Below are 21455 nucleotides of genomic sequence, written 5' to 3'. Positions count from 1 at the left end.
TTGCAAAAAGAAATTAAGACATTAAACCGTCATTTTTCGCTCGTAACCTGCGCGCCATCGAATCGTAACAATTTCTGGATGGCGCAATAGATGAAACGGCGAGAGGTGTTGGGCCTGATGGCGGTGGCCGCGGTGGCGCCCTGGATGAGCGCCTGCTCAACCCTCAAGGCCCCCGGCAGCGCCAGTGGTTCTGCGGTTGAACTGTTGTATGTCGCCGACACCCTCGATGCGCGTCAGCCGGGTTTGCCGGTGGTGCCACGAACCCGCCTGGGGCCGGTCACCCGTGTCGGTCAGGCACCCTGGCTGACCGGTGCCAGTGCCCGTCAGCAATTCCCCCTCGACCCTTCCACCGCACCGCTGCTGGACGCTGCCTTGACCGGCAACCAGGCCACCGACGGCTACGCCGTGCTGGGCGCGATGCTGCAGCGTTGGCGCGAGCAGGCCGGCGCCGATAATAGCCTGACCCTGGAGAATGGCCAGTGCTGGAACGGCAGCGGCCTGGCCTACCTGACCCGCGGAGTGTCCGGCTTGCAGGGCAGCGCACTGCTGGGCAGCGAGGTCAGGGTCAGCAGCGATGAACGCCACCTCTGGCCGCAGCAATGTGCCGGTCTCTATCATCAATACCAGCAGCCGGTATTGGGCGCTGGCCTCAGCGCCGAGCAGGCCCGGCAACTGGGCACTGAGGATTTTGCCGTGTTCCGGCGCGGTGGCGTGCGCATCGCCGTGGTCGGCATCACCGACCCCTACGCCAGGGACCAGGCCGCCACCCTCAGCCAGTGGCATCAGCGTTTGCAGCCGGTGTTCAAACAAGCCCGCGAGCAGGCGGACCTGGTGATCGGGCTGGCGGATGTCGGCACCGGGCCGGGCTTTTGGCTGGCCGAGCGCCTGAGCGAAGTGGACCTTCTGTTGTGCGCCCGCGGCCAGGACTTGTGGCCGGCGCCCATCGAGGTGACCCAGGCGTCCGGCAAACGCGTGCCGCTGGTACTGGCGGGCACTCGTGCCAGTGGCGCTTTTCGCATTCGCTGCCAGACCACCCAGGCCGGTTGGCAGTTCACCGCGCAGTTTCAACCGGCCATGCTGCACAGCCTCGATGAGGCCGGCCAGCGCCATGCCCGCCAGTTGCAACAGACCCTCACACAACAACGTGCCGCCCATGCCGGCTGGCTTGACCAACCGCTGGGCCGGGCGCCGGAACCCCTGTGGCGTCGCGATGTGCGCGCTGGCAGTTGGGACCGGCTGATCCATCAGGCGCTGGCCGGCCACGAGCAACACGCCGTGCTGCTGCCAGGCCTGCGTTACGACAGCCCCTTGGCCGCGGGTGCCAACATTACCCGCGAGCATTTGATCAACCTCACCGGCAGCCACCCGGCGGCGGTGCTGGAGGCACCGGCAGAGCAGGTCGGCCGAGTGCTGGAGAACGCCGCCGAGCAACTGTTCGGCGAACCCTTGCTGCTGGACAACAGCCAGGACTTGCCGCGCTGGCTTGGCCAACCCTGGGAAGTCGCTTATAGCCCTGGCGGGCGCCGCATCAGCGGGCTCGAGGTATCAGCAGGACAGTGCCGCACCTTCGCGCTGGGCGCCGATGCCCAGGCGGGCGAGCCGCTCTGGCAGCGGTTGGAAACCTTTATTCGTGAACAACCGGCCGGCTGGCAGCTGCCGCAATTGCCCTTGCCACACCTGCACTACGTGCAAGGCCACCCGGGCTGGCACCCGCAGGGCATGCTCAGTTGAGCCGGCTGGCCAGCGTGCTGCTGACGACTCTGGCGGCCTGGCTCGGCGCCCAGTGCGTATTGGCCCTCTGGCACGGCCCGGCGCCGCTGCCCGCGGCGCCGCCGGTCTCGCCCCCGGTGCCGGATTTGCTGGCCCGGCACTGGAGCGCAAAGGCGGTCAGCGATGTGTTGCCCTTGACCACCCTGGCCGTGGAAGTCGTCGGCGGCCTCAAGGCGACACCGATCAGCGCCACCGTGGTAGTGCTGCGCTTCGAGAAGCAGCAACGCGCGTTGCGCCGTGGCCAGCGGCTGGCCCCCGGCATTGTGCTGGAGGCCATCGCTCCGGATGGCCTGATATTCGATCACAAGGGGCGTCGCGAGCGCTTGCCGTGGCCCCAGCAACGACCGCTCAGCGGTCTGAAGCGTCAAGGATGAATTGCCCGATGAATCTGCTGAACCATTACGTGCTGCTGTTTTTGATGATGTGCGCCTTGAGCCTGGGCCAGGTCATGGCCGAGGAAAAACCGGTGTACGAAGTCAACTTCGTTGACACCGATATGATCGAGTTTATCGACAGCGTGTCGCAGATTACCGGCACCACCTTTATCGTCGACCCCCGAGTCACCGGCAAGGTCACCGTGCGCAGTACCGAGCGGCTGGGCAGCGAGGACATCTACGGGATTTTTCTCGCCCAGTTGCGCGCCCAGGGCTTCGCCGCCGTCGACCTGCCCAACGGCACCGTCAAGGTCGTGCCCGACCAGGCCGCCCGGCTTGAACCGGTGCCGGTGGAAACCGCCAGCCGCAGCAACGGCGAAGGCAGCGATGGCATCGCCACCCGGGTGTTCAATGTGCGCAACGCCGCCAACGAGCAGATGCTGACAATCCTCAAGCCGCTGATCGATCCGCGCGTGGGCGTCATCACCCCGTACCCGGCCGCCAACCTGCTGGTGATCACCGACTGGCGCAGTAACCTGGACCGTATCGACAGCCTCCTGGCGCAGCTCGATCAGGTCAGCGAAGAACCGATGGAAGTGCTGCCACTGACCAACGCCAGCGCCAACGACACCGCGCAGTTGCTGACCCGGCTGCTGGCCCGCGAACAGGGCGTGGATGGCGTGCAGGTGATTGCCGACCCACGCAGCAACGCGCTGTTGGTGCGCGGCAGTGAAAGCGCCCGCAGTCGTGTGAAGCTGCTGTTGCGCAAGATCGACACCCCGCAAAGCCTGGTGCGCAGCAGCAACACCCAAGTGGTGTACCTGCGCCATGCCAGCGCCGTGGAAGTGGTCAAGGTGCTGCGCGGCCTGAGCCAGGATGTGGCCGCACCGGCGACTGAAGCCGGCAAGGCCGAGGAGGGCGGCGCCACGCTGGTGTCGGCCGAGGGCTCGACGATTCGCCTGGAATCCGAAGAGGCCACCAACGCGGTGGTCATGGTCGGCCCCGACAGTGAACTGGCCAACTACCGCAGCATCATCGAGCAACTGGATATTCGCCGCGCCCAGGTCATGGTCGAGGCGATCATTGCCGAGGTGTCGGAGAACCGCGCCCGCGAGCTGGGCGTGCAGTGGCTGTTCCTCAATGACGGCAACAGCGGCGTGCCGGTGGGCAGCGTCAGCTTTGGCGATGCCGGCATCAACAGCATCGCCGCCGCAGCCGCCACCGGCAACGACACGGCCCTCGGTGCCTTGCTCGCCGGCATGCAAGGCGTCACCGCCGGCGTTGGCCATATCGGCAGTGGCTTCAACTTTGTGGCCTTGCTCAATGCGCTGAAAAGCGAGAGCGGTTTCAACCTGCTGTCGACCCCGACGCTGCTGACCCTGGACAACGCCGAAGCCTCGATCCTGGTTGGTCAGGAAGTGCCCTTTGTCACCGGTTCCGTGACCCAGAACAACAGCAACCCGTACCAGACCATCGAGCGCAGGGAGGTCGGTGTGAAGCTGCGGATCAAGCCGCAGATCAATATCGACAACACCGTGCGGCTGGACATTGTCCAGGAGGTGTCGTCGATTGCCGACAACGCCTCGGCCAGTGACGTGATCACCAACAAGCGCGAAATCAAGACCAAGGTGATGGTCGAAGACAATGGCCTGGTGGTGCTCGGCGGGCTGATCGGCGACGAACAGAATTCCAGCCGCCAGGGCGTGCCCTTTCTGGCCGACCTGCCACTGGTGGGCGGGCTGTTTCGCTCCACCACCAACAACCAGGTCAAGCAGAACCTGATGGTGTTCATCCGCCCGCGGATCATTCGTGATGCCGCGACACTGGCGCAGTTGAGCAATGACAAATACCGCAACCTCAAGCAAAGCACGCCGCTGGACCTGCCCGGCATCACCTCATCCAAAGGCCTGCTGGAATTGTTCCCGCCCAGCCGCGAACGCATGGACGGGCTGACCTGGTGATGAGCCTGTTGCCCTATCGGTTGGCGCGTCAGGCCGGCGTCTCGGTGATCCCGCAGGACGACGGCTGGCGTCTGATGTTGCGCACCGATGCTGACCTCAACCAGCTGCAGGAAGTCTTTCGCGTGCATGGCCAGCCGTGCGCCGTCGAACAGCTGCCGAGCGCCGAATACGACCTGCGCCTGGGCCAGCTGTACGAAGCCGGTGAAGACACCACCGCGGCGTTGATCGAAGGGATTGCCGAGCACGTTGACCTGGACAGCCTGGTCAGCGAACTGCCGAAAATCGAAGACCTGCTCGAAAGCGACAACGAGGCGCCGGTGATCCGCCTGATCAACGGCCTGTTTGGCGAAGCCCTGCGCCTGCGCGCCTCGGACATCCATATCGAGACCTTCGAAAGCCGCCTGGCGGTACGCCTGCGGGTCGACGGCCACCTGCGCGAAGTGCTGTGCCCGCCACGGGCGCTGTCGGCGATGCTGGTGTCGCGGATCAAGGTCATGGCGCGGCTCGATATCGCCGAAAAGCGCCAGCCCCAGGACGGCCGCATCGGCCTGCGCTCGGGCGGGCGCGAGGTGGATATCCGCGTCTCGACCCTGCCGAGCATTCATGGCGAACGGGTGGTGATGCGGGTGCTCGACAAGCAGGCCAGCCTATTGGATTTGAGCAACCTCGGCATGCCCGCCGCCGTGGAGCAACGCTTGCGCGCCTGCCTGGCCCGGCCCAATGGCATCGTGCTGAACACCGGCCCCACCGGCTCCGGCAAAACCACCACGTTGTACGCCAGCCTCAATTCGCTCAACGACGGTAGCCGCAACATCCTCACCGTTGAAGACCCGGTCGAATACGCCATCGCCGGCATCGGCCAGACCGCCATCAATCCGCGCGCCGGCCTGACCTTTGCCAGCAGCCTGCGGGCGATTCTGCGCCAGGACCCGGACGTGATCATGCTCGGCGAAATCCGCGACATGGAAACCGCTCAGATCGCCGTGCAAGCCAGCCTGACCGGGCACTTGGTGTTGTCGACCCTGCACACCAACAGCGCGGTCGGTGCCGTGACCCGGCTGCGCGACATGGGGGTGGAACCGTTCTTGATTGCCTCCAGCCTCAAGGGCGTGATGGCCCAACGGCTGGTGCGCAGGCTCTGCCATTGCGCCAGCGCCCGGCCCTTGCTGGCCGCTGAGCAGGCCTTGTGGCCGGAGCTTGCAGGGCTTGCCCAGAGCTTTCATCCAGAGGGCTGCAGCACCTGCCAGGGCAGCGGCTACAACGGCCGCATCGGCCTGTATGAATTTATCGAGCTGGACGCCGGCTTGATCAGCCTGCTCTACGACGGCGCCAGTGAGGTGGCGATGGAAAGCTATCTGGTCGACCAGCGTCAAAGCCTGGTGCAGATGGCGGTGGAGCGATTGCGCCGCGGTGAAACCAGCCTGGCGGAGGTGTTGCGTGCGGTCTGGGGGTAAGCGCTGATGCCAACCTATCGTTACCTGGCGCTGGACGCCGACGGCCGTCGCAGTCGCGCCAGCCTGCAAGCCGAAAGCGAGCGTCATGCCCGCCAGCTGTTGCGCGAGCAGGGCTTGTTTGCCCGTGAAGTCGAACTGCAGAGCGCCAGCGCCAGCGTGCCCCGTCGGCAGCGGCTGAACCATGCGCAGCTGTGCGAGGTGACGCGTCAGCTGGCGACCCTGGCCAGTGCCGGTATCGCGCTGGTGGATGCGCTGGCGACCCTTGAACGGCAACTGGCGGAGCCGGCCATTCGCAACCTGCTGGTGGCCGTGCGCGCCAGCATCGGCGAAGGCCACACCCTTGCCGAAAGCCTGCGCCGGCAGGGCGGGCTGTTCACCGGCCTGTACTGCGCACTGGTCGAAGCCGGTGAAAAATCCGGGCGCCTGGCGCCGGTGTGGGAACGGCTGGCCGAGCACCTGGAGCAGGTCGAGCGCCAGCGCCACAAGGCCCGCGCCGCGTTGATCTACCCGATGATGCTGATGCTGGTGTCGCTCACCGTCGTGGTCGGACTGATGACCTTTGTGGTGCCCAAGCTCACCGAGCAATTTGCCCATGGTGGCCAGACCTTGCCGTGGGTCACTCGCCTCCTGATCGGCCTGAGCGACGGGCTGGTCATTGCCGGCCCCTGGCTGCTGGGCGCGGCGATCGGGGCCTTGAGCCTTTACCTGTTTCTGCTGCGCAAGCCCGCCTGGCGCTTGCGTCGTGATGGCTGGCTGCTGCGCCTGCCGAAAATCGGCCTGTTGCTGCAGGTGCTCGACAGCGCTCGGTTGTCGCGCAGCCTGGCGATTCTGGTCGGCAGTGGCGTGCCGTTGCTGGAGTCGCTGCAGGTGGCCACCGCCACGGTCGGCAACCGCCAGATCTGGCGGGCGCTGCAAGAGGTGCGCGAGCAGGTCAAGGGCGGCGTCAGCCTGCACCGGGCCTTGAGCGGCAGCGGGTACTTTCCGCCGCTGCTGCTCAACATGGTCGCCAGTGGCGAAGCCAGCGGCACCTTGCCGGACATGCTTGAGCGGGTCGCCGACAACCAGGAACGCGGCTTTGCCCGGCAAGTGGAAATGACCATGGCACTGTTCGAGCCGCTGATGATTCTGGTCATGGGTGGTGTGGTGTTGTTTATCGTCCTGGCGGTGCTGCTACCGATCATGCAGCTCAGCCAAGGCCTTACTTTTTGACAAGGAGATCGTGCAGTGACCCGTTTATCCCGCCAGCGTGGCTTTACCCTGATGGAAATCATGGTGGTGATTTTCATCATCGGCCTGCTGATTGCCGTGATCGCCCCCAGCATTCTCGGCAGCCAGGACAAGGCCATGAAGCAGAAGGCGCTGGCCGACCTGTCGACGCTTGAGCAGGCGCTGGACATGTACCGCCTCGACAACCTGCGTTACCCGACCTCCGAACAGGGCTTGCAGGCGCTGGTCAGCAAACCGTCGCTGGCGCCGCTGGCCAAGGCCTGGCGGGCCGATGGCTATGTGCGCCGGCTGCCGGAAGACCCGTGGGGTTCGCCGTACAAATACCGCGCCCCCGGCCAGCACGGCCGCATCGACATCTACTCGCTGGGCGCTGACGGCATGGAAGGCGGCGAGGGCCTGGATGCCGACATCGGCAACTGGAATCTCTGAACGTGCGCCACGCCCGGGGCTTTACCCTGCTGGAACTGATGGTGGTGCTGATGATCGTCGGCCTGATGAGCAGCCTGAGCGTGGCCTGGCTGGATGACGGCCAGGCGCAATCCCGGCGTGCGCTTGAACAGCTTGCCAGCGACGCCGCCACCCAGGCCGCGCGGGCGCGGCATGAGGGCCGGGTGTTGGGGCTGCGCTGGAATGGCAAGGCTCCGGAGTTCGTCAGCCTCCAGCGCCAGGGCAATACCTCGTATTGGCGCGCCGAAAGGCCAGGTGGCGCAACCTGGCCTGCGCAGCTGCGGCCCGATTGGCCGGTGAGTGCGCAGCCGCGCGTGGTGTTCACACCGTGGGGGGTAGAGCGCCCGGCCACGGTGACCTGGCACTGGGCCGACGGCCAGGCGCGCTGGCGCTGGGGCCGTGACGGCCGCCTGGACATCGCAGGTTCGCCATGAAGCGACAACGGGGGTTTACCTTGCTGGAGGTGACCGTGGCCTTGAGCATTGCCGCGCTGATGGCGGTGATGGTCAGCCAACTGTTGCGCCAGCGCATTGCCCTGCAGGACACCCTGGAGGCCCAGCGTCTGGGCAGCTTGTGTGCCCGCGAGCTGGAAACACGCTTTCGCGTCGAAGGCTATTGGCCGACCGCAAGAGAAGTGGTCGGGCAACTGCGCCAGGGCCCGCAGGTCTGCCATTGGCGCATGACCCTGGGCAATACCGGTGTCGAGCGCACGCGTCGTGGCGAGCTGGCGTTGTCTGCCGATGCCGCGGGCGTGGACCCGCTCGGCCATTACACGCTGTTCCTGGTGCGGCCATGAAGGCGCATCAAGGCGGCCTGACGCTGTTGGAAATGCTCGTGGCGCTGGCCTTGACCGCCGTGCTCGGGGTGCTGTTGGCGACCCTGGTCAATGGCTGGCTGCAAACCCGCGAACGCCTGCAAAGCCTGGATGCCGGGCCGCAGGTGCTGGAGTTCTGCATGGCCCTGGAGCGTCATTTCGATGGCCTGCAATTGCGCCAACTGTACGACCAGCGCTTGCCGCGCAAACTGAATTGGCTCGACTGGCAGCCGGGTAGCCAGCAACTGGAGTGGGTTGCCGCCAGCAATTGGCCGAACAGCGCCAACGCCAGCCGATTGCAGCGCTTGCGGCTGGCCTATGAGCCGGCACGCCAGCGGTTGACGCTCTGGCAATCGGCGGACCTGTATGCCGCCGCCACGCCCATCTGGGCGCAGGCGCTGCTGTTGCCGGGTGTCGAGCGAGTCGACTTCAGCTTTTATCAGGGCCAGCGATGGCAGGCCTTCCCCTCGACCACCCTTGCCCAACCCGACCGGGGCGTGCGCCTGCAATTGCAACGCCAGGGCGAACCCTATGTGTGCACCTTTGCCTTGCCGGACAGCCGACCATGATGACCTTGCGTTCTCGTTTAAATGCCTGGCTGGCTCGTCGCCGCCGCACGCCACAGTGGCTGTTGATCAGGCCGCACACCGACGGGCGCTGGCAGTGGCTGCACTCGGGCGATGGTCTTCAGGGGGATTGGCCGCCGCCTGCCCTTTACCTGAATCTGGACGCGGCGCTGGTGTTGCCGGCCACGGCCTGCAGCCATTTTGACCTGCCGGCACCGCCGGGCCTCAAGCCGGCGGAGTGGCCGCAATTGCTGGAAGAACAGCTGCTGCAACCGGCTGGCAGCGTGCAGGTGGGGTGCATCGGCAAACAGCATCGACGCTTGCAGTTGCTGGTGGTGCAGCGCGAGGTGCTGCGGCGTTGGCTGGATGAGTGCGCCGCCTTGGGCGTGCATGTCAGCCGCTGCTGGGCCGAGCCGCAGTTGATGGCGCAAGCGCTGCCGGTCTGGGAGCGTGATGCGGACTATTGCCTGAAGCTTGGGGTGGCGGACGAGCGCCGCCGTTGGCTGGTCTGGCCAAAGGCGCTGGGGCCATTGCCGGACGCGATGGGAGCGCTGCCACAACAGTGCGGGCATTGGCCCTCCCTGGGCGCGGACCTGAGCAAGATGCCCAGTGTGTTCCCGCTGCGTCGTACGGCTCGGCGTGAGCGGCTGCCCGTCAGCGCGGGCCAATGGCGACTGGCAGCGGTGTGTCTGGGCTTGGCGCTGAGCTGGGGCGCGCTGGGTGGGTGGCAAGACTGGCAACAAACGACGCAAGCCCGCGCTCAGGTCGTCGCCATCACCGGCCCTGTGGCCACGGCGCAGCAGGCTGGGCGGATGTTGCAGCGTCTACAGCGTGAACAGGCGGATGCGCAGGTGCGACAGCAGCAACTCGATGCGCTGGAGCAGGCGCTGGGCGTGTGGCTGGACGGCGAGGCGCAGTGGCAGCTTCATAGCAGCGATTTTGATGGCAAGCGCTGGCAGGTCGTCCTTGTCGGGGCGGGCAGGGCGCCCGAAGTCGCGCACTGGCAGGCCATGGCCGATGCCGCCGGTGCGCGGCTGCAATCGGCGCGCACCGACGCCTCGGCCGGCCTTGAACTGAGTTTCAACTGGGAGACGCCATGATCGCGCTTGAGAGCGGGTTGAAGTCGATACGCGAACTGCCGCCGCTGCGACGCGGGCTGATGCTGGGGGGATGTGTACTGGTGGTATGTCTGGCGATGTATCTGGCCGTAAGACCGATGATCAGCACTTGGCAGGACGCCCGGCAATGGCGCGAACTGGCGCACCAGACGAGCTTGAAACCGCCCCGGCCGCTGAACGCCGAGCGCCTGCAAACCCTGGCCGCCGCGCGGCAGATCGTGCTGACACGGGTTGAGCAGGTCGAGGGTCGCTGGCAGCTGCAGGGCGAACTGGATCAGGCGCTGGGGTTGCAGCAGCTGATGCGTGCGGTGCAGGAGCAGGGCGCGGTTGTCGAACAGTGGCACTTGTCTCGTCAGCACAAGGGCTTGTCTTTCAGGCTGCAAGTGGCTGATGGGGCGGTGCGACCATGAGGCTCGTCGGTTGGGCGTTTTTGGTGTTTGCCCTGACGCTGTGGGTGCAAGCCCCTGCAGCGTTTTATCTGCGCCCTGTGAGCTGGCCAGCTGGCGCCCAACCGCAGGGCATCAGCGGTACCCTCTGGAACGGGCGCATGGCATCGCTCGGGGTGTTGGACAACGTTTCGTGGAGCATCCGCCCCGGGGCGGCAAGCGTGCGAGCCGGTCTTGCGCAACAGGACTGGCAAGTGACTCTCACTGGTTGGCCCTGGAACTGGCGCGCTGAACTGCAACCGCTGGCGCATGGCCGGCCGGTGCAGGCGGCCTGGCAGCTGGACGGCGATTGGCAGGGGCGCTTGCAGGTTCAGGGCCATGGCCTGCAATGCCGTTCGGCCCAGGGGCAATTGCTGGGCCGCGACCTGGGGCTGCTGGCGCCGTGGGTGCTGCCGATGGGAGAAGGGCGCGTGACGCTGGCGTGTGTGCAAGCGACGGTGCAGTTGGCGGGAGTGCTTGAGCGACCGCAACAGCATACGATCAGCTTCAAGGCCGACATCGCCAGTCGCGCGGCGCAGGTCGAGGGGGCGCTGGAACCGAATGCGACCTTGCTGGCGCCGTTGGTGCAGGGGCAGTGGTTGCGGGCCGGGGAGCAGCGGTTCAGCCGGGAATTCAAGTGGTGACCCCATAACCCTGAATCTGCTCGCTGGAATCGATAATGTGGGAGCGGATTTATCCGCGAATAGCCTCACCGCTGTGGGACTGACACACCGCAGCGCCTGTATTCGCGGATAAATCCGCTCCCACAAGAGGGTTGTGGGCCGTGAAACGGCCCTTCAACCCAACGCCTCAATCACCGTCAACCACGGCCCATGCCGATGCACCCGAATCGGCAATATCTCAGCCAATCATCCAACGCAAACACCCCGACCACCGGCAGATTCCACACCACCGGACTCACCCGCACACTGCCTTCGAGCGCTACAACCCGAGTACTGTCCGGCTCCTGGCGCACCAGAAAGCGACCGCCCGTTACCTGCGCACCGCCCTGAGCCGTGCGAACTCGAAACGGGCGTTCTGCATCGAACGTGGCCAAAGCCACCAGCTCACCCTGGCGCAGTAGCAACATGCGTTGGTGATCACTGAAGTGCACTTGATGTCGGTTTCTTCAATTAATGCGAATTTTTGAAGTAAATATTTCCAGATACACCACCACCGAAGACAATACGTTCTTGGAACAAGACTATGTGCTTGAGTGCAAGACGAAGGACAAGTGCTGGTTAATAGATTTCCCTCTTTCAGAGGGCCGGAATTTTCTCATCCCGTGTGTCAAGTTTTTAGTTGGATGCGACGGCCGCAGCTCGGAGATCTACAGAAGTATCACAGGCACCCTACACAGACTGTTGATCCAACGTAGGGCGGAAAGTCCGGGCAGCGGTTTGCCACTGGGCAAGCTTCCAGGCGACCCCGCAGTCCCCGAGCACGCCGCGTCGCAGTCGGAGTGGCGAGTTGTTCGAATAATTGGCAATAGGGGATTATAGCGGCTAGTTATCTAAATGATTAAATTGAATGTTATCAGTGAGATATTTAATTCAATTTCCTGTTTTGAAAATTAGACGATATTTTTGGCTGGACTATAGTCTGATTCGGCTTCCCTTCAGGTATCAGCTGGCGCTTTATCGCGCCTGCTCGTGCGAGCGGATGGCTTGGCAATTTCCACACCAATTACAACACTTGGCAGAGCGTGCTGCGGCATTGGCTCTTTGGCGTCGTACAGCGTAAGGGAGACTGTTGAATGGACAAAGTGGGCACCGAGGTAGAACAGACACAGCTAGAATTGGCTCGCGCCGCCGGCACTCGAGCCGCAAGTAGATCTACCGCCAGGCGCTTTTTGTGCTTGCTGGTCGGCCTGCTTGCGGCAACGCTGGTCGCAGCCGACGAGCCTCAGAGCAATGGCCATCAGGGCAATGAAAAGTGGCTGGAACCGATACGTTCCAAGCTCATGCAGGTGCCTGGTGGGATGCCGTTCTTTCCGCATCGGGCCAATACCACGGGTAACGCCGTTTTGAATGTGAAGGACTTCGACGATGCCCAGGTCTGTGGCGCTTGCCATACGGAGATCTACAAGCAATGGCGCACTTCGATAATGTCCCAAGCCTGGGAGGACCCCATCTACCGGGCCCTGATGGCGCGCGCGAGCGAGGCCACCGATGGGCGGGTGGATAATTTCTGTACCGGCTGCCATACCCCGATCGGTCTCACCACCGGGCAGATTACCTCGGCGGTCAACCGTGCCTCGGTCGAATTCACCGCACAGAAACATCCGATGCCCGGGGTCGATTGCGAGTCTTGCCACAACATCAGCGGCCGCACCGGTCTCGACAACGGCGCCTATATCCTGAGCCCGAAAGCGAACGGTAAACCAACTAAGTTCGGCCCGCGCAAGGATGCCGTTTCGCCCTATCACGACACCGTGTATTCCGAGCTGCACACGCGCTCGGACTTTTGCGCGACCTGCCACAACGTCACCCACCCATTCAGCAGTGTGGCGGTCGAACGCACCTATGACGAATGGCTGGAGAGCCCCTACAGCGTCAACAATGAAACCTGCCAGAGCTGCCATATGCCGGGTTTTGCCGGTAAGGCCGCGATCATGGGGCCAGACCGTGAGAATGTCGCCTCGCATTGGTTCAGCGGGGCCAACGCTACGGTGCTGACGCATCTCGGTCAGGAAGAGGGCGCGCAACGCGCGCGCGACATGCTCGCACGCGCGGCGGAAATTCATTTCCAGCAACTGCCGGCAGCCATCATGCCCGGGCAATACACCTCGTTAGCGGTCAAGGTCGCTAATGTTGGCGCCGGGCACAAGCTGCCCACCGGTTTTCCAGAGGGGCGGGAGATCTGGATCGATTTCCGGGTGCAGGATGCCAGTGGTCGCGAACTCTACCGCCTGGGCTCGATCAAGGACGGGAAGACCGAGGACGGCACACGAAATTTCAAGGTGCACCTGGGCGACAAGGACGGCAAGGAGTTGGACATCGAGGTCTGGAATGCCACGCAAATTCTCTCGGATAACCGCATTCTGCCCAAGGGCTACGATATCCGGGAATTCTCCTTCCTGGTGCCGACCGACGCCGTCGGGCCGCTCACCTTGACCGCGGAGCTGAACTATTGGCCGTTTTCGCAGAAGCTGGTCGACTACCTGCTCGGGAAGGATAAGTTGCAGGTGGAAATCACCCGGATGGCCATCGTCACGCAGACCGTGCCCCTGTCGACGAAACTGCCAACCGTCAGGCTAGACGCTGTGAACTTTTAGGCGTGCAGGGGCGGCATCTGGGCTGTGCCCAGGCCTCCCTCTTTTCGGTTTTTGATAACACCGCTAGCGGGGCGGCGACGGGGAATGCGCCGGCGCTGCTAGCGGTGTTGGACGGGCGATGAGTCACTTCGTGGGCGGTGCCTTTTTTTTATCAGTCGGTGGCGCTTTCACGGGCATCGAAGGCGAACTTGCGATCGGTTCCGGGTCAGATTGCCTTTTTTGGTAGATGAGGGTGTGACTACCGGAGGTGGGATAGCTCTTGGTGCTCATATCAGGCTCCTGTTCAACGCGTGAACCAGGTTGTTATCCGATTTTGTTCCTTCTGAGACGCGTTGACTACTGTCAAAGTAACAGATTCGGGCAACCGCTCTTGTCCATCCCCCTCGATCACGCCTTGAACTGAGTAGACGCAAAAAGCCCAGCGCGGGGCTGGGCTTCGTCGAAGTACTCAGATCGCCTTGGGCACTCTAGAGCCAATCGTATCAACGATCATTTTTAGAGGACGACCTGACCGCGTTACTTAGTCCTTTAGCATTGTGATCACCCGGTGTGGTCCGGGATATTGCGGTTGCCTTAGACAAACCGCGGGTGTCCTTGGAGTGGGCAATACCGGAAGTGGCGGTGCCATGTCCATTGTCGTCATTACGCATGCTGCCGTAGCGATTGCCACTCACACCATGATTCCTCGTTGCCTTGCCGGAGTGATCGCCTCCGAAACTGGCACCGTTACTTTTTCCAGCATGGCCGCCGTTTCCTCCACCCATGCCACCACCGTGCCCGCCGCCACTTCCACCACCATGGCCGCCCCCACCTCCATTACCCCTGGCATATGCCGAGCCACCAGGAGAAAGATCGGCAGGCAACAGGGCTGTTGCTCCCAGCACAAAAGCACAGGCAAATACGGCCACCAGGGTTTTCTTCATGAGTCGTACGCTTCCGAGGGCGAGGATTAAGTTCCGATAAGACCTACTTCAATCCTTTAAGTTCTTACTCTTGCGACGAAATGCATCCATCAATACAGCAGACTCGGTCATCGCAAAGCTCGGCTATTGCCCATCCCTTTCAATCACGCTAACCTCCCGCCCGTCGCTGCAAATTCAGCGACCGGCTTTGACAGGCCGCAAACATCAAGGCGCACAAGCGCTCCATATCTGATGGCAGACGCTTTTTTTGTGTCTGCCATTCTGTGTTATGGCAGCTGTGCGTGGGGCACACTCGTGTGCGCCGGTTTCCTTGATTCCCGGTCTGTCAACCCGCGTACAGCTGCCGCCCATCCTGTTTGACAGCAGGCGGTGGTAGCTCCATCGAATCAAGGAGTTACCATGATGAAGATTGTCCCGGACCCACCACCGTTCCGTCCTGCCACCATCCTCCAAACCGCTCAATCCCCCTTCAGTTCCTGCAACAACGCCCACGAATCGCTCTTCCACGTCCGCAGTGGCGTTATCGCCGAAGACGCGTTGATTCACATTTCCCGTCACCTGCAAACCGCCTGCGAAACCTCCACCCGTATCGTGGGAGCAAAGCTTGCTCGCGATGACGTCAGCACAGGCAACCGAGATCTTGCCGAGGTAGACGCAAATATCGGCAGTAATTGCTGAGATCGAATCGGTGCCATCGCGGGCAAGCCCCAATGCCAGTCAGTTAAGGAATAGAACGACGCAACCCTTGTAGGAGCGGACCTGGCCGCGATGGGCTGCGCAGCAGCCCTCGAGGCCGGTGATATCTACGACAAGCCCTGGGAGTGCGGGCGGTTTCGGAATCGCCGGGGCCGCTTCGCAGCCCATCGCGGCCAGGTCCGCTCCTACAAGGGTTGCGTCGTTCTATTCCTTAACTGACTGGCATTGGGGCAAGCCCGGCTCCTACGGGGGGCGCGTCTTAACTGATAGTCTAGGTCATCGATTTTTGATCACGCCCTGACTCTCTTCCACGTCTGCAAGGTGCTTGCATGCCATTCCATTCTCCCTTTTCCGGCGCCAAGATCGCCGTGCTATGCGAAGGGTATTTGCTGGCCTATCAGCGTGACGATAAGCCAACCATCCCTTGGCCCGGCCTCTGGGATCTTCCGGGAGGTGGGCGGGAAGGGGAGGAAACAGCGCTGCAGTGCGCGCTGCGAGAAACCCGGGAAGAGTTCGGGCTGTTGCTGGACCCAGCTTGTATCGTCTGGACGCGCGTCTACCCAGGGCAGGGCGTAAATGGGCTCGACACCTGGTTCTTCGTCGCAGAAGTGCCACCCGGGACATTCGCCAACGTCGTGTTCGGCGATGAGGGGCAGCATTGGCAAGTGACGACGGTGGAGGACTTTCTGGCAATGGGTAACGCCATCGTGCCGCTCCAGAATCGGTTGCGTGAGTTTTTTGCCGTCAGGTATCCGGACTGAACTTACGGGCCAGATTCTTCAAGTGTGAGCTCAGATCTCCCGTCATCTCCAACAGTGAATAATCCCGAAAGCAAAACCGCCACGCTTGGCCGACGTACTCGAATTCGTCGTGGTAACGGCCTGCCGCAATGATCTGGATCGGGCCTTCAGAGGTGGCCTGCAAGACGGTGTAGTTGGAACGTACCGTCGCCTTGCCGCTGGTTTCGTCGATGTCGATGATCGGGTTGGTGATGATGTGTTTTGTGCGCGGTGTGCCGCACGGGTAGATGATGATGTGCTGCTTCCAGAACAGCAGGATACCTGCGGCATCCAGGCACTGTTCGCGGCCCTGGACGTAGAGGCGGGCATGGTTGAAGAGGGCCGCGGCGCCTTCCAGGTCACCCGCGTCCATGCGCTCGGCATAGCGGTAGAGCAGATTGGTCATTTCGACGGCGCTGTTACTCATCACGCGTCCTCGCTCACGTCTGGCTATGGGTTACGCCATCGTCACGAAGACTGTGAAGAGAAGCATCGTCCTTCTGGATGTTGTCACGCGCACAATCAGTGCTTCACCCGTGTCACCAGAAAGGTCAGCAACTCGGGTTCGTCATCCATCTCGAGGGTCTGCAGCGGACGCGGCAGCTCGTCCAGCACCGCGTTCCAGAACGCCAACGCGGCTTCATCCTGACGGTAGAACCGCACCAGCCAGTCATGCGCCTCGTTCATCAATACCTGCGTCGCCACGGCGCGGCCGATGCCTTGGTGTCGGTACTTTTTCAAGATAAACAGGTCGGCCAGTTCCAGGGCGTTGATGCCTGGCAATTCGCTTTGCTCGATCAGCAAAAAGCCCGCAATGAAACCGTCGACCAGCAGCAGGTTGGCGCTCCAGTGTGGCGTTTGCCAGTAACGGGCCAAGTGCTCCTCGTGGAGGTAGAACGTACCGTCCACTTCAACGTCTTCCTGTTCCCAGTCCGAGGACTCGTAGGCATAGAACTGGTACAGGTTGCGGATCAGTTGCGCTTGCTCCGGGCCCGTGGGCACCAGTTCGAGCGTGACGTCATTCATGGGTGAGTCTCGTAATAGCCGCAGGTGAAGGCCGGGCATGCTAACGCAAGTCAGCTGAAATCACTCCGTACTGAATTCAAATTCAGGCTCGTGACTCACCGGGAAGCTAACCGAACGGGCAATAAAGCATTTTTGATGGGCGATGTGGTGAAGATCGTGCGCTTTGCCGAGGTCAGACCCCGGCGCGAGTGTCACCTTGGGCTTCAACACCACCGAAGTGAAATGGCCCGCGCCGTTGCCTTGTTCGATCATGACGCCTTGGGCGTTGTCTTCATAGCCCACGACCACAACTCCGGCTTGCGCACACAACCCGAGGTACCAGAGCTTGTGGCACGCCGAGAGTGAGGCCACCAGCAACTCTTCCGGGTTCCAGCGGGTGGAATCGCCCCCAAACGCGGGGTCGGACGAGCCATCGACAGGGGCCTTGCCGCTGGCGGAGATGACGTGGGACCGGCTGTAACCACTGTAAGAGGACGTTCCGGTGCCTTCGTTGCCGGTCCAGGTGACCTGGACTTCATAGTGGTGTTCTTTATCGGCCATTTGAGTTTTACCTGGCGTGATGCAGTTATCCCGATGGCGCTGAGGGAGCGCTACGTAACGTTAGTCATCCTCTCAGCTTCGCGGGTTGCCCGCAAACGTAGCATCCCCCTCAGACAGTTTTTTCCTAGCCAACGACGACAAAAATCATAATTTCGCTATTTCGTGCCTGCGAACAGAATGCCGACAACACCCCACCGGCTTTCGGAAGTGCACAGACATGACAGCTGAAAAAGAACAAATAGACACGCTCGTTATTGGCGCCGGTCAGGCCGGCGTGGCCATGAGTGAACACTTGAGCAACCTCGGCATTCCCCACCTTGTGCTGGAGCGCAATCGGATTGCCGAGCGGTGGCGCACGGGGCGCTGGGATTCGCTGGTTGCCAATGGCCCGGCCTGGCACGACCGTTTTCCGGGGCTGGAGTTCGAGGGGCTGGACCCCGACGCCTTTGCCTCCAAGGACCAGGTGGCGGACTACTTCGAAGCCTATGCCAGCAAGTTCAATGCCCCCATTCGCACCGGTGTGGAAGTCAAAAGCGTGCAGCGTAATGCTGACCGCCCAGGCTTCATGGTCGAAACCCGCGAAGGCGTGATCGAGGCCAACCATGTGGTGGTGGCCACCGGTCCTTTCCAGCGGCCGGTTATCCCGCCGATTGCACCTCAGATCGAGAGCGTCACGCAGATCCACTCCGCCGAATACCGTAATCCCCGGCAACTGCCCGAGGGCGCTGTGCTGGTGGTCGGGGCCGGCTCGTCGGGCGTGCAGATCGCCGATGAGCTGCAGCGTGCCGGCAAGCAGGTTTACCTCTCGGTGGGTGCGCACGATCGTCCTCCGCGCGCTTATCGCAACCGTGATTTCTGCTGGTGGCTGGGTGTGCTCGGCCAATGGGATGCCGAGGGCGTCGAGCCGGGCAAGGAGCATGTCACCATCGCCGTCAGTGGGGCGCGAGGCGGGCATACGGTGGATTTTCGCCACCTTGCCCATCAGGGCATGACACTGGTCGGCCTGACCCGATCCTTCAATGACGGGGTGGTGACCTTCGAGTCGAATCTGGCCGACAACCTGGCACGCGGCGATGAGAACTACCTCGCGCTGCTGGATGCAGCTGACGCCTATATCGCCCGCAACGGCCTGGACCTTCCCGAAGAGCCCGAAGCCCGCGCCCTGCTGCCGGATCCTGAGTGTGTCACCCGTCCCATTCTTGAGCTCGATCTGGCCGAGGCCGGTGTGACCTCGATCATCTGGGCAACCGGTTATGCCGTCGACTACAGCTGGTTGAAGGTCAACGCCTTCGACGCGAATGGCAAGCCCAAGCATCAGCGCGGGGTGTCGTCCGAGCCCGGGGTTTATTTCGTCGGCCTGCCGTGGCTGTCGCGTCGGGGCTCAGCGTTTATCTGGGGTGTCTGGCACGACGCCAAGCTGATTAGCGATCACATCGCCAAGCAGCGCAAATACCTGGCCTACCGTGACGCCTCGCAGCGCCAGGCAGCGGTGGCTCGACTCGAAAAGGCAGGCGCCAGCACCCAGGCTTCGCACCTGCAAAACCTCAGCGCAATGGAAGAAATCTGATGCCTACTCATACCCGCATCCGCATGTTCAACACTAAAGAGACCTACCCCAACCAGAGCCTGGACAACGACCTGTGCCAAGCAGTGCGTGCCGGCAATACCGTCTACGTCCGGGGTCAGGTCGGCACCGACTTCGAGGGTCGCCTGGTCGGCCTCGGCGACCCGCGGGCGCAGGCCGAGCAGGCGATGAAGAACGTCAAGCAACTGCTCGAAGAAGCCGGCAGCGACCTCAGCCACATCGTCAAGACCACCACCTACCTGATCGACCCGCGTTACCGCGAACCGGTTTACCAGGAGGTCGGCAAATGGTTGAAAGGCGTCTTCCCGATTTCCACCGGTCTGGTGGTGTCCGCCCTCGGTCAGCCGCAGTGGTTGATGGAGATCGATGTGATCGCCGTTATCCCTGACTGATCAACGCTGCACTCTTGCATTGAAGGAGGCTCCATGACCTTTTCCATCGTCGGCCGCTGTGCCGAAACCGGCCAGTTGGGCATTGCCATCAGCTCCTCGAGCATTGCCGTGGGCGCGCGCTGCCCCTGGTTGCGCGCCGGTGTCGGCGCGGTGTCCACGCAAAACATTACTTTGCCTGCGCTGGGCCCGCAGATTCTCGATTTGCTCGATGCCGGTCAAGCGCCCGCCGCGGCGTTGGATCGAGCGCTGAACAGCAATGGCTATAGCCAGTACCGTCAAGTCGCGGTGATCGACAGTCAAGGGCGCAGCGCACTGTTTACCGGCGCCGAGGCGCTTGGCACGAGCCATGCGCTGGCGGGCGAACAGTGCGTGGCGGCCGGTAATTTGCTCGCCAGCACCGAGGTGATCGAGGCCATGGTACTGGCCTTCGAGCAGACCGAGGGGAGTTTGCCGCAACGGCTGTTGGCGGCGATGCGGGCCGCCGTTGCGGCCGGGGGCGAAGCGGGACCGGTGCATTCGGCGGCGCTGTCGGTGGTCGGTGAACTGACCTGGCCGATCGTAGACCTGCGGGTGGACTGGGCCGACGAGGACCCGATCGGCCAACTGGACCGGCTATGGCAGGCCTACAACCCGCAGATGCAGGACTACCAGACCCGCGCCCTGAACCCGACCGCGGCCCCCAGCTATGGCGTGCCGGGCGACGAGTAACGCGCCCCCTCTATCACCTCCCAAGGAGCGCCCATGTTTACCAGCCGTGAATTGCTGGCGAAGTTGATCGCCTTCAATACCGTCAGCCGCGAGTCCAACCTGGCCTTGATCGCGTTTATCCGCGACTACCTCAATGACCTGGGCGTGGCTTGCGAGCTGGATTACAACGCCGAGCGGACCAAGGCCAATCTGTTCGCCACCTTGGGCCCTGATGATCGGGGTGGCGTGGTGTTGTCCGGCCATACCGATGTGGTGCCGGTGGCGGGGCAGGCGTGGACGGTCGAGCCGTTTCAGCTGACCGAGCGAGACGGTAAGTTGTACGGCCGTGGCAGCGCCGACATGAAGGGCTTTATCGCCTGCGTGTTGGCGGCCGTACCGGGCTTTCTCGCACAACCGTTGAGCGTGCCGGTGCACCTGGCTTTTTCCTACGACGAGGAAGTCGGCTGTCTGGGTGTGCGGTCCTTGTTGGCTGAGCTTGAGCGGCGGCCGCACCCACCCATCGCCTGCATTATCGGCGAGCCGACCGAGCTCAAGCCTGTGTTGGGGCACAAGGGCAAAGTGGCGATGCGCTGCCAGGTGCAGGGCGCCGCTTGCCATTCGGCCTATGCACCGCAGGGGGTCAATGCCATCGAATATGCGGCGCGCCTGATTGGCAAATTGGGCGAAATCGGCGAGCAGCTGGCACAGCCGGAACACCACGACGCACGCTTCGACCCGCCATTCTCGACCGTGCAAACGGGCGTGATTCAAGGGGGCAGGGCACTGAATATCGTCCCAGCCGAGTGTCAGTTCGATTTCGAGATACGCGCGCTGCCAGACTTCGACGGCCAGCAGATCGTCGATCAGTTGGCCGACTATGCCCAACGCCAGTTGTTGCCGTCGATGCGGGCGCGCAGCCGCGACAGTGCGATTGCCTTTGAGCCGTTGTCAGCCTACCCGGGCCTGGCCACCGACCCGCACAGCCAGGTGGCCGAGCTGCTCGCGCACATCAGCGGCAGCCGCGACTTCGGCACCGTGGCTTTTGGTACCGAGGGCGGCCTGTTCAATCAGGCCGGCATCCCCACGGTGGTCTGCGGGCCGGGCAGCATGGACCAAGGGCACAAGCCTGATGAGTTCGTCAGCCAGGCGCAGCTGGACGGCTGCGACGCCCTGTTGGAACGGTTGACGAATTGGCTGCGAGACGGGGTCGCAGCCACCTGAAAAACGCAGTAGGCATTAAGTCATGCCGGGTAGTTAAGGAAAGCAGTAGACCGTGTAGGAGCGGACCTGGCCGCGATGGGCTGCGCAGCGGCCCCGACGATTCTGAAACCACCTGCACTCGCAAGCTGAGTCGCAGATGTCACTGGCCTAAGGGGCCGCTGCGCGGCCCATCG

24 protein-coding genes are annotated in these 21455 nt (G+C 63.0%); 19 read left to right on the top strand and 5 right to left on the bottom strand.

Annotation, left to right across the window (positions count from 1 at the left end; genetic code table 11):
• Positions 1-90 precede the first annotated feature (90 nt).
• From GUY40_RS24340 to GUY40_RS24285, 12 genes are read left to right on the top strand one after another with little or no spacing between them, the layout of a single operon-like run.
• Complete coding sequence (locus tag GUY40_RS24340) at positions 91-1731, top strand: lipoprotein UxpA (RefSeq protein WP_166571463.1); 1641 nt, start codon at positions 91-93, stop codon at positions 1729-1731.
• Between the two features lie 14 nt (positions 1732-1745).
• Positions 1746-2144 carry a pilus assembly protein PilZ gene (locus GUY40_RS24335; RefSeq protein WP_371924957.1) on the top strand — a complete coding sequence of 133 codons (399 nt, stop codon included), beginning with the start codon at positions 1746-1748 and terminating at the stop codon, positions 2142-2144.
• A gap of 44 nt (positions 2145-2188) precedes the next feature.
• Entirely contained in the window at positions 2189-4105 is a 1917-nt protein-coding gene (gene gspD, locus GUY40_RS24330) for a type II secretion system secretin GspD (protein ID WP_371924958.1), read from the top strand.
• Between the two features lie 5 nt (positions 4106-4110).
• The gene (locus GUY40_RS24325; protein ID WP_306092859.1) at positions 4111-5559 is read left to right on the top strand and encodes a GspE/PulE family protein; all 1449 of its coding nucleotides are present in this window, start codon (positions 4111-4113) and stop codon (positions 5557-5559) included.
• A 6-nt stretch (positions 5560-5565) separates the two neighbouring features.
• Positions 5566-6768, top strand: coding sequence for a type II secretion system inner membrane protein GspF (gene gspF / locus GUY40_RS24320; protein ID WP_166571459.1), 1203 nt, complete (start codon positions 5566-5568; stop codon positions 6766-6768).
• Between the two features lie 15 nt (positions 6769-6783).
• A complete protein-coding gene (gspG, locus tag GUY40_RS24315) occupies positions 6784-7215 on the top strand; it encodes a type II secretion system major pseudopilin GspG (RefSeq protein WP_371924956.1) in 432 nt (143 codons plus the stop codon).
• 2 nt (positions 7216-7217) lie between these two features.
• Positions 7218-7667, top strand: a complete 450-nt coding sequence (gspH, locus tag GUY40_RS24310; protein ID WP_166571458.1) for a type II secretion system minor pseudopilin GspH — start codon at positions 7218-7220, stop codon at positions 7665-7667.
• Positions 7664-8029, top strand: a complete 366-nt coding sequence (locus tag GUY40_RS24305; protein ID WP_166571457.1) for a prepilin-type N-terminal cleavage/methylation domain-containing protein — start codon at positions 7664-7666, stop codon at positions 8027-8029. The genes gspH and GUY40_RS24305 overlap by 4 nt, the downstream gene beginning before the upstream one ends.
• The gene (locus GUY40_RS24300; protein ID WP_166571456.1) at positions 8026-8616 is read left to right on the top strand and encodes a prepilin-type N-terminal cleavage/methylation domain-containing protein; all 591 of its coding nucleotides are present in this window, start codon (positions 8026-8028) and stop codon (positions 8614-8616) included. Before GUY40_RS24305 ends, GUY40_RS24300 begins: the two co-directional genes overlap by 4 nt.
• Positions 8613-9713, top strand: a complete 1101-nt coding sequence (locus tag GUY40_RS24295) for a type II secretion system protein GspL (RefSeq protein WP_166571455.1) — start codon at positions 8613-8615, stop codon at positions 9711-9713. Before GUY40_RS24300 ends, GUY40_RS24295 begins: the two co-directional genes overlap by 4 nt.
• On the top strand, positions 9710-10141 hold the full coding sequence (gspM, locus tag GUY40_RS24290) for a type II secretion system protein GspM (protein ID WP_166571454.1): 432 nt from the start codon (positions 9710-9712) through the stop codon (positions 10139-10141). The genes GUY40_RS24295 and gspM overlap by 4 nt, the downstream gene beginning before the upstream one ends.
• Entirely contained in the window at positions 10138-10800 is a 663-nt protein-coding gene (locus tag GUY40_RS24285) for a type II secretion system protein N (RefSeq protein ID WP_166571453.1), read from the top strand. Before gspM ends, GUY40_RS24285 begins: the two co-directional genes overlap by 4 nt.
• 176 nt (positions 10801-10976) lie before the next feature.
• On the opposite strand, the gene GUY40_RS24280 is transcribed toward GUY40_RS24285, so the two are convergent.
• Complete coding sequence (locus GUY40_RS24280) at positions 10977-11270, bottom strand: FecR domain-containing protein (protein ID WP_371924955.1); 294 nt, start codon at positions 11268-11270, stop codon at positions 10977-10979.
• A gap of 642 nt (positions 11271-11912) precedes the next feature.
• Between GUY40_RS24280 and GUY40_RS24275 the strand changes: the two genes are divergently transcribed.
• A complete protein-coding gene (locus GUY40_RS24275) occupies positions 11913-13433 on the top strand; it encodes a multiheme c-type cytochrome (RefSeq protein ID WP_166571452.1) in 1521 nt (506 codons plus the stop codon).
• A gap of 482 nt (positions 13434-13915) precedes the next feature.
• On the opposite strand, the gene GUY40_RS24270 is transcribed toward GUY40_RS24275, so the two are convergent.
• Positions 13916-14356 (bottom strand): hypothetical protein, encoded by a 441-nt coding sequence (locus GUY40_RS24270; protein ID WP_166571451.1) that lies wholly within the window; start codon positions 14354-14356, stop codon positions 13916-13918.
• Between the two features lie 399 nt (positions 14357-14755).
• Here GUY40_RS24270 and GUY40_RS24265 point away from each other — a divergent pair, with 399 nt between their 5' ends.
• Together GUY40_RS24265 and GUY40_RS24260 are read left to right on the top strand one after the other, a co-directional pair.
• Complete coding sequence (locus GUY40_RS24265) at positions 14756-15034, top strand: hypothetical protein (protein WP_166571450.1); 279 nt, start codon at positions 14756-14758, stop codon at positions 15032-15034.
• 347 nt (positions 15035-15381) lie between these two features.
• Positions 15382-15813 carry an NUDIX hydrolase gene (locus GUY40_RS24260; protein ID WP_166571449.1) on the top strand — a complete coding sequence of 144 codons (432 nt, stop codon included), beginning with the start codon at positions 15382-15384 and terminating at the stop codon, positions 15811-15813.
• On the opposite strand, the gene GUY40_RS24255 is transcribed toward GUY40_RS24260, so the two are convergent.
• The 3 genes from GUY40_RS24255 to GUY40_RS24245 all read right to left on the bottom strand — a co-directional run bounded on the left by GUY40_RS24255 (position 15797) and on the right by GUY40_RS24245 (position 17397).
• The gene (locus tag GUY40_RS24255) at positions 15797-16258 is read right to left on the bottom strand and encodes a nuclear transport factor 2 family protein (RefSeq protein ID WP_166571448.1); all 462 of its coding nucleotides are present in this window, start codon (positions 16256-16258) and stop codon (positions 15797-15799) included. The two genes, GUY40_RS24260 and GUY40_RS24255, sit on opposite strands and share 17 nt — an antisense overlap.
• Positions 16259-16353: 95 nt before the next feature.
• Positions 16354-16896 (bottom strand): GNAT family N-acetyltransferase, encoded by a 543-nt coding sequence (locus tag GUY40_RS24250; protein WP_306092858.1) that lies wholly within the window; start codon positions 16894-16896, stop codon positions 16354-16356.
• A gap of 21 nt (positions 16897-16917) precedes the next feature.
• The gene (locus GUY40_RS24245) at positions 16918-17397 is read right to left on the bottom strand and encodes an OsmC family protein (RefSeq protein ID WP_166571446.1); all 480 of its coding nucleotides are present in this window, start codon (positions 17395-17397) and stop codon (positions 16918-16920) included.
• 217 nt (positions 17398-17614) lie between these two features.
• On the opposite strand from GUY40_RS24245, the gene GUY40_RS24240 reads away from it, so the two are divergent.
• Genes GUY40_RS24240 through argE form a run of 4 tightly spaced genes read left to right on the top strand, consistent with a single transcriptional unit; the run spans position 17615 to position 21282 of the window.
• A complete protein-coding gene (locus GUY40_RS24240) occupies positions 17615-18964 on the top strand; it encodes an NAD(P)/FAD-dependent oxidoreductase (protein ID WP_166571445.1) in 1350 nt (449 codons plus the stop codon).
• Complete coding sequence (locus GUY40_RS24235) at positions 18964-19374, top strand: RidA family protein (RefSeq protein WP_166571444.1); 411 nt, start codon at positions 18964-18966, stop codon at positions 19372-19374. Before GUY40_RS24240 ends, GUY40_RS24235 begins: the two co-directional genes overlap by 1 nt.
• Before the next feature lie 33 nt (positions 19375-19407).
• On the top strand, positions 19408-20082 hold the full coding sequence (locus GUY40_RS24230; protein WP_166571443.1) for a DUF1028 domain-containing protein: 675 nt from the start codon (positions 19408-19410) through the stop codon (positions 20080-20082).
• Positions 20083-20115: 33 nt separating this feature from the next.
• On the top strand, positions 20116-21282 hold the full coding sequence (gene argE, locus GUY40_RS24225; protein WP_166571442.1) for an acetylornithine deacetylase: 1167 nt from the start codon (positions 20116-20118) through the stop codon (positions 21280-21282).
• Positions 21283-21455: the final 173 nt, after the last annotated feature.

The sequence above is a fragment of the Pseudomonas sp. R5(2019) genome, from assembly GCF_009905435.1.
Classification (GTDB): domain Bacteria; phylum Pseudomonadota; class Gammaproteobacteria; order Pseudomonadales; family Pseudomonadaceae; genus Aquipseudomonas.
Note: the sequence above shows the minus strand (reverse complement) of the source record. Positions and strands in the feature narration are given on the sequence as shown.

Excerpts from the sequence above, each read along its gene's own strand:
- gspF (WP_166571459.1), top strand. The coding sequence starts at position 5,566 with ATGCCAACCTATCGTTACCTGGCGCTGGACGCCGACGGCCGTCGCAGT.
- GUY40_RS24275 (WP_166571452.1), top strand. The coding sequence starts at position 11,913 with ATGGACAAAGTGGGCACCGAGGTAGAACAGACACAGCTAGAATTGGCT.
- GUY40_RS24240 (WP_166571445.1), top strand. The coding sequence starts at position 17,615 with ATGACAGCTGAAAAAGAACAAATAGACACGCTCGTTATTGGCGCCGGT.
- GUY40_RS24260 (WP_166571449.1), top strand. The coding sequence starts at position 15,382 with ATGCCATTCCATTCTCCCTTTTCCGGCGCCAAGATCGCCGTGCTATGC.
- gspD (WP_371924958.1), top strand. The coding sequence starts at position 2,189 with ATGATGTGCGCCTTGAGCCTGGGCCAGGTCATGGCCGAGGAAAAACCG.
- GUY40_RS24265 (WP_166571450.1), top strand. The coding sequence starts at position 14,756 with ATGATGAAGATTGTCCCGGACCCACCACCGTTCCGTCCTGCCACCATC.
- GUY40_RS24255 (WP_166571448.1), bottom strand. The coding sequence starts at position 16,258 with ATGAGTAACAGCGCCGTCGAAATGACCAATCTGCTCTACCGCTATGCC.
- GUY40_RS24250 (WP_306092858.1), bottom strand. The coding sequence starts at position 16,896 with ATGCCCGGCCTTCACCTGCGGCTATTACGAGACTCACCCATGAATGAC.
- GUY40_RS24300 (WP_166571456.1), top strand. The coding sequence starts at position 8,026 with ATGAAGGCGCATCAAGGCGGCCTGACGCTGTTGGAAATGCTCGTGGCG.
- gspM (WP_166571454.1), top strand. The coding sequence starts at position 9,710 with ATGATCGCGCTTGAGAGCGGGTTGAAGTCGATACGCGAACTGCCGCCG.
- GUY40_RS24340 (WP_166571463.1), top strand. The coding sequence starts at position 91 with ATGAAACGGCGAGAGGTGTTGGGCCTGATGGCGGTGGCCGCGGTGGCG.
- GUY40_RS24305 (WP_166571457.1), top strand. The coding sequence starts at position 7,664 with ATGAAGCGACAACGGGGGTTTACCTTGCTGGAGGTGACCGTGGCCTTG.
- GUY40_RS24235 (WP_166571444.1), top strand. The coding sequence starts at position 18,964 with ATGCCTACTCATACCCGCATCCGCATGTTCAACACTAAAGAGACCTAC.
- GUY40_RS24230 (WP_166571443.1), top strand. The coding sequence starts at position 19,408 with ATGACCTTTTCCATCGTCGGCCGCTGTGCCGAAACCGGCCAGTTGGGC.
- GUY40_RS24245 (WP_166571446.1), bottom strand. The coding sequence starts at position 17,397 with ATGGCCGATAAAGAACACCACTATGAAGTCCAGGTCACCTGGACCGGC.
- GUY40_RS24285 (WP_166571453.1), top strand. The coding sequence starts at position 10,138 with ATGAGGCTCGTCGGTTGGGCGTTTTTGGTGTTTGCCCTGACGCTGTGG.
- argE (WP_166571442.1), top strand. The coding sequence starts at position 20,116 with ATGTTTACCAGCCGTGAATTGCTGGCGAAGTTGATCGCCTTCAATACC.
- GUY40_RS24270 (WP_166571451.1), bottom strand. The coding sequence starts at position 14,356 with ATGAAGAAAACCCTGGTGGCCGTATTTGCCTGTGCTTTTGTGCTGGGA.
- GUY40_RS24295 (WP_166571455.1), top strand. The coding sequence starts at position 8,613 with ATGATGACCTTGCGTTCTCGTTTAAATGCCTGGCTGGCTCGTCGCCGC.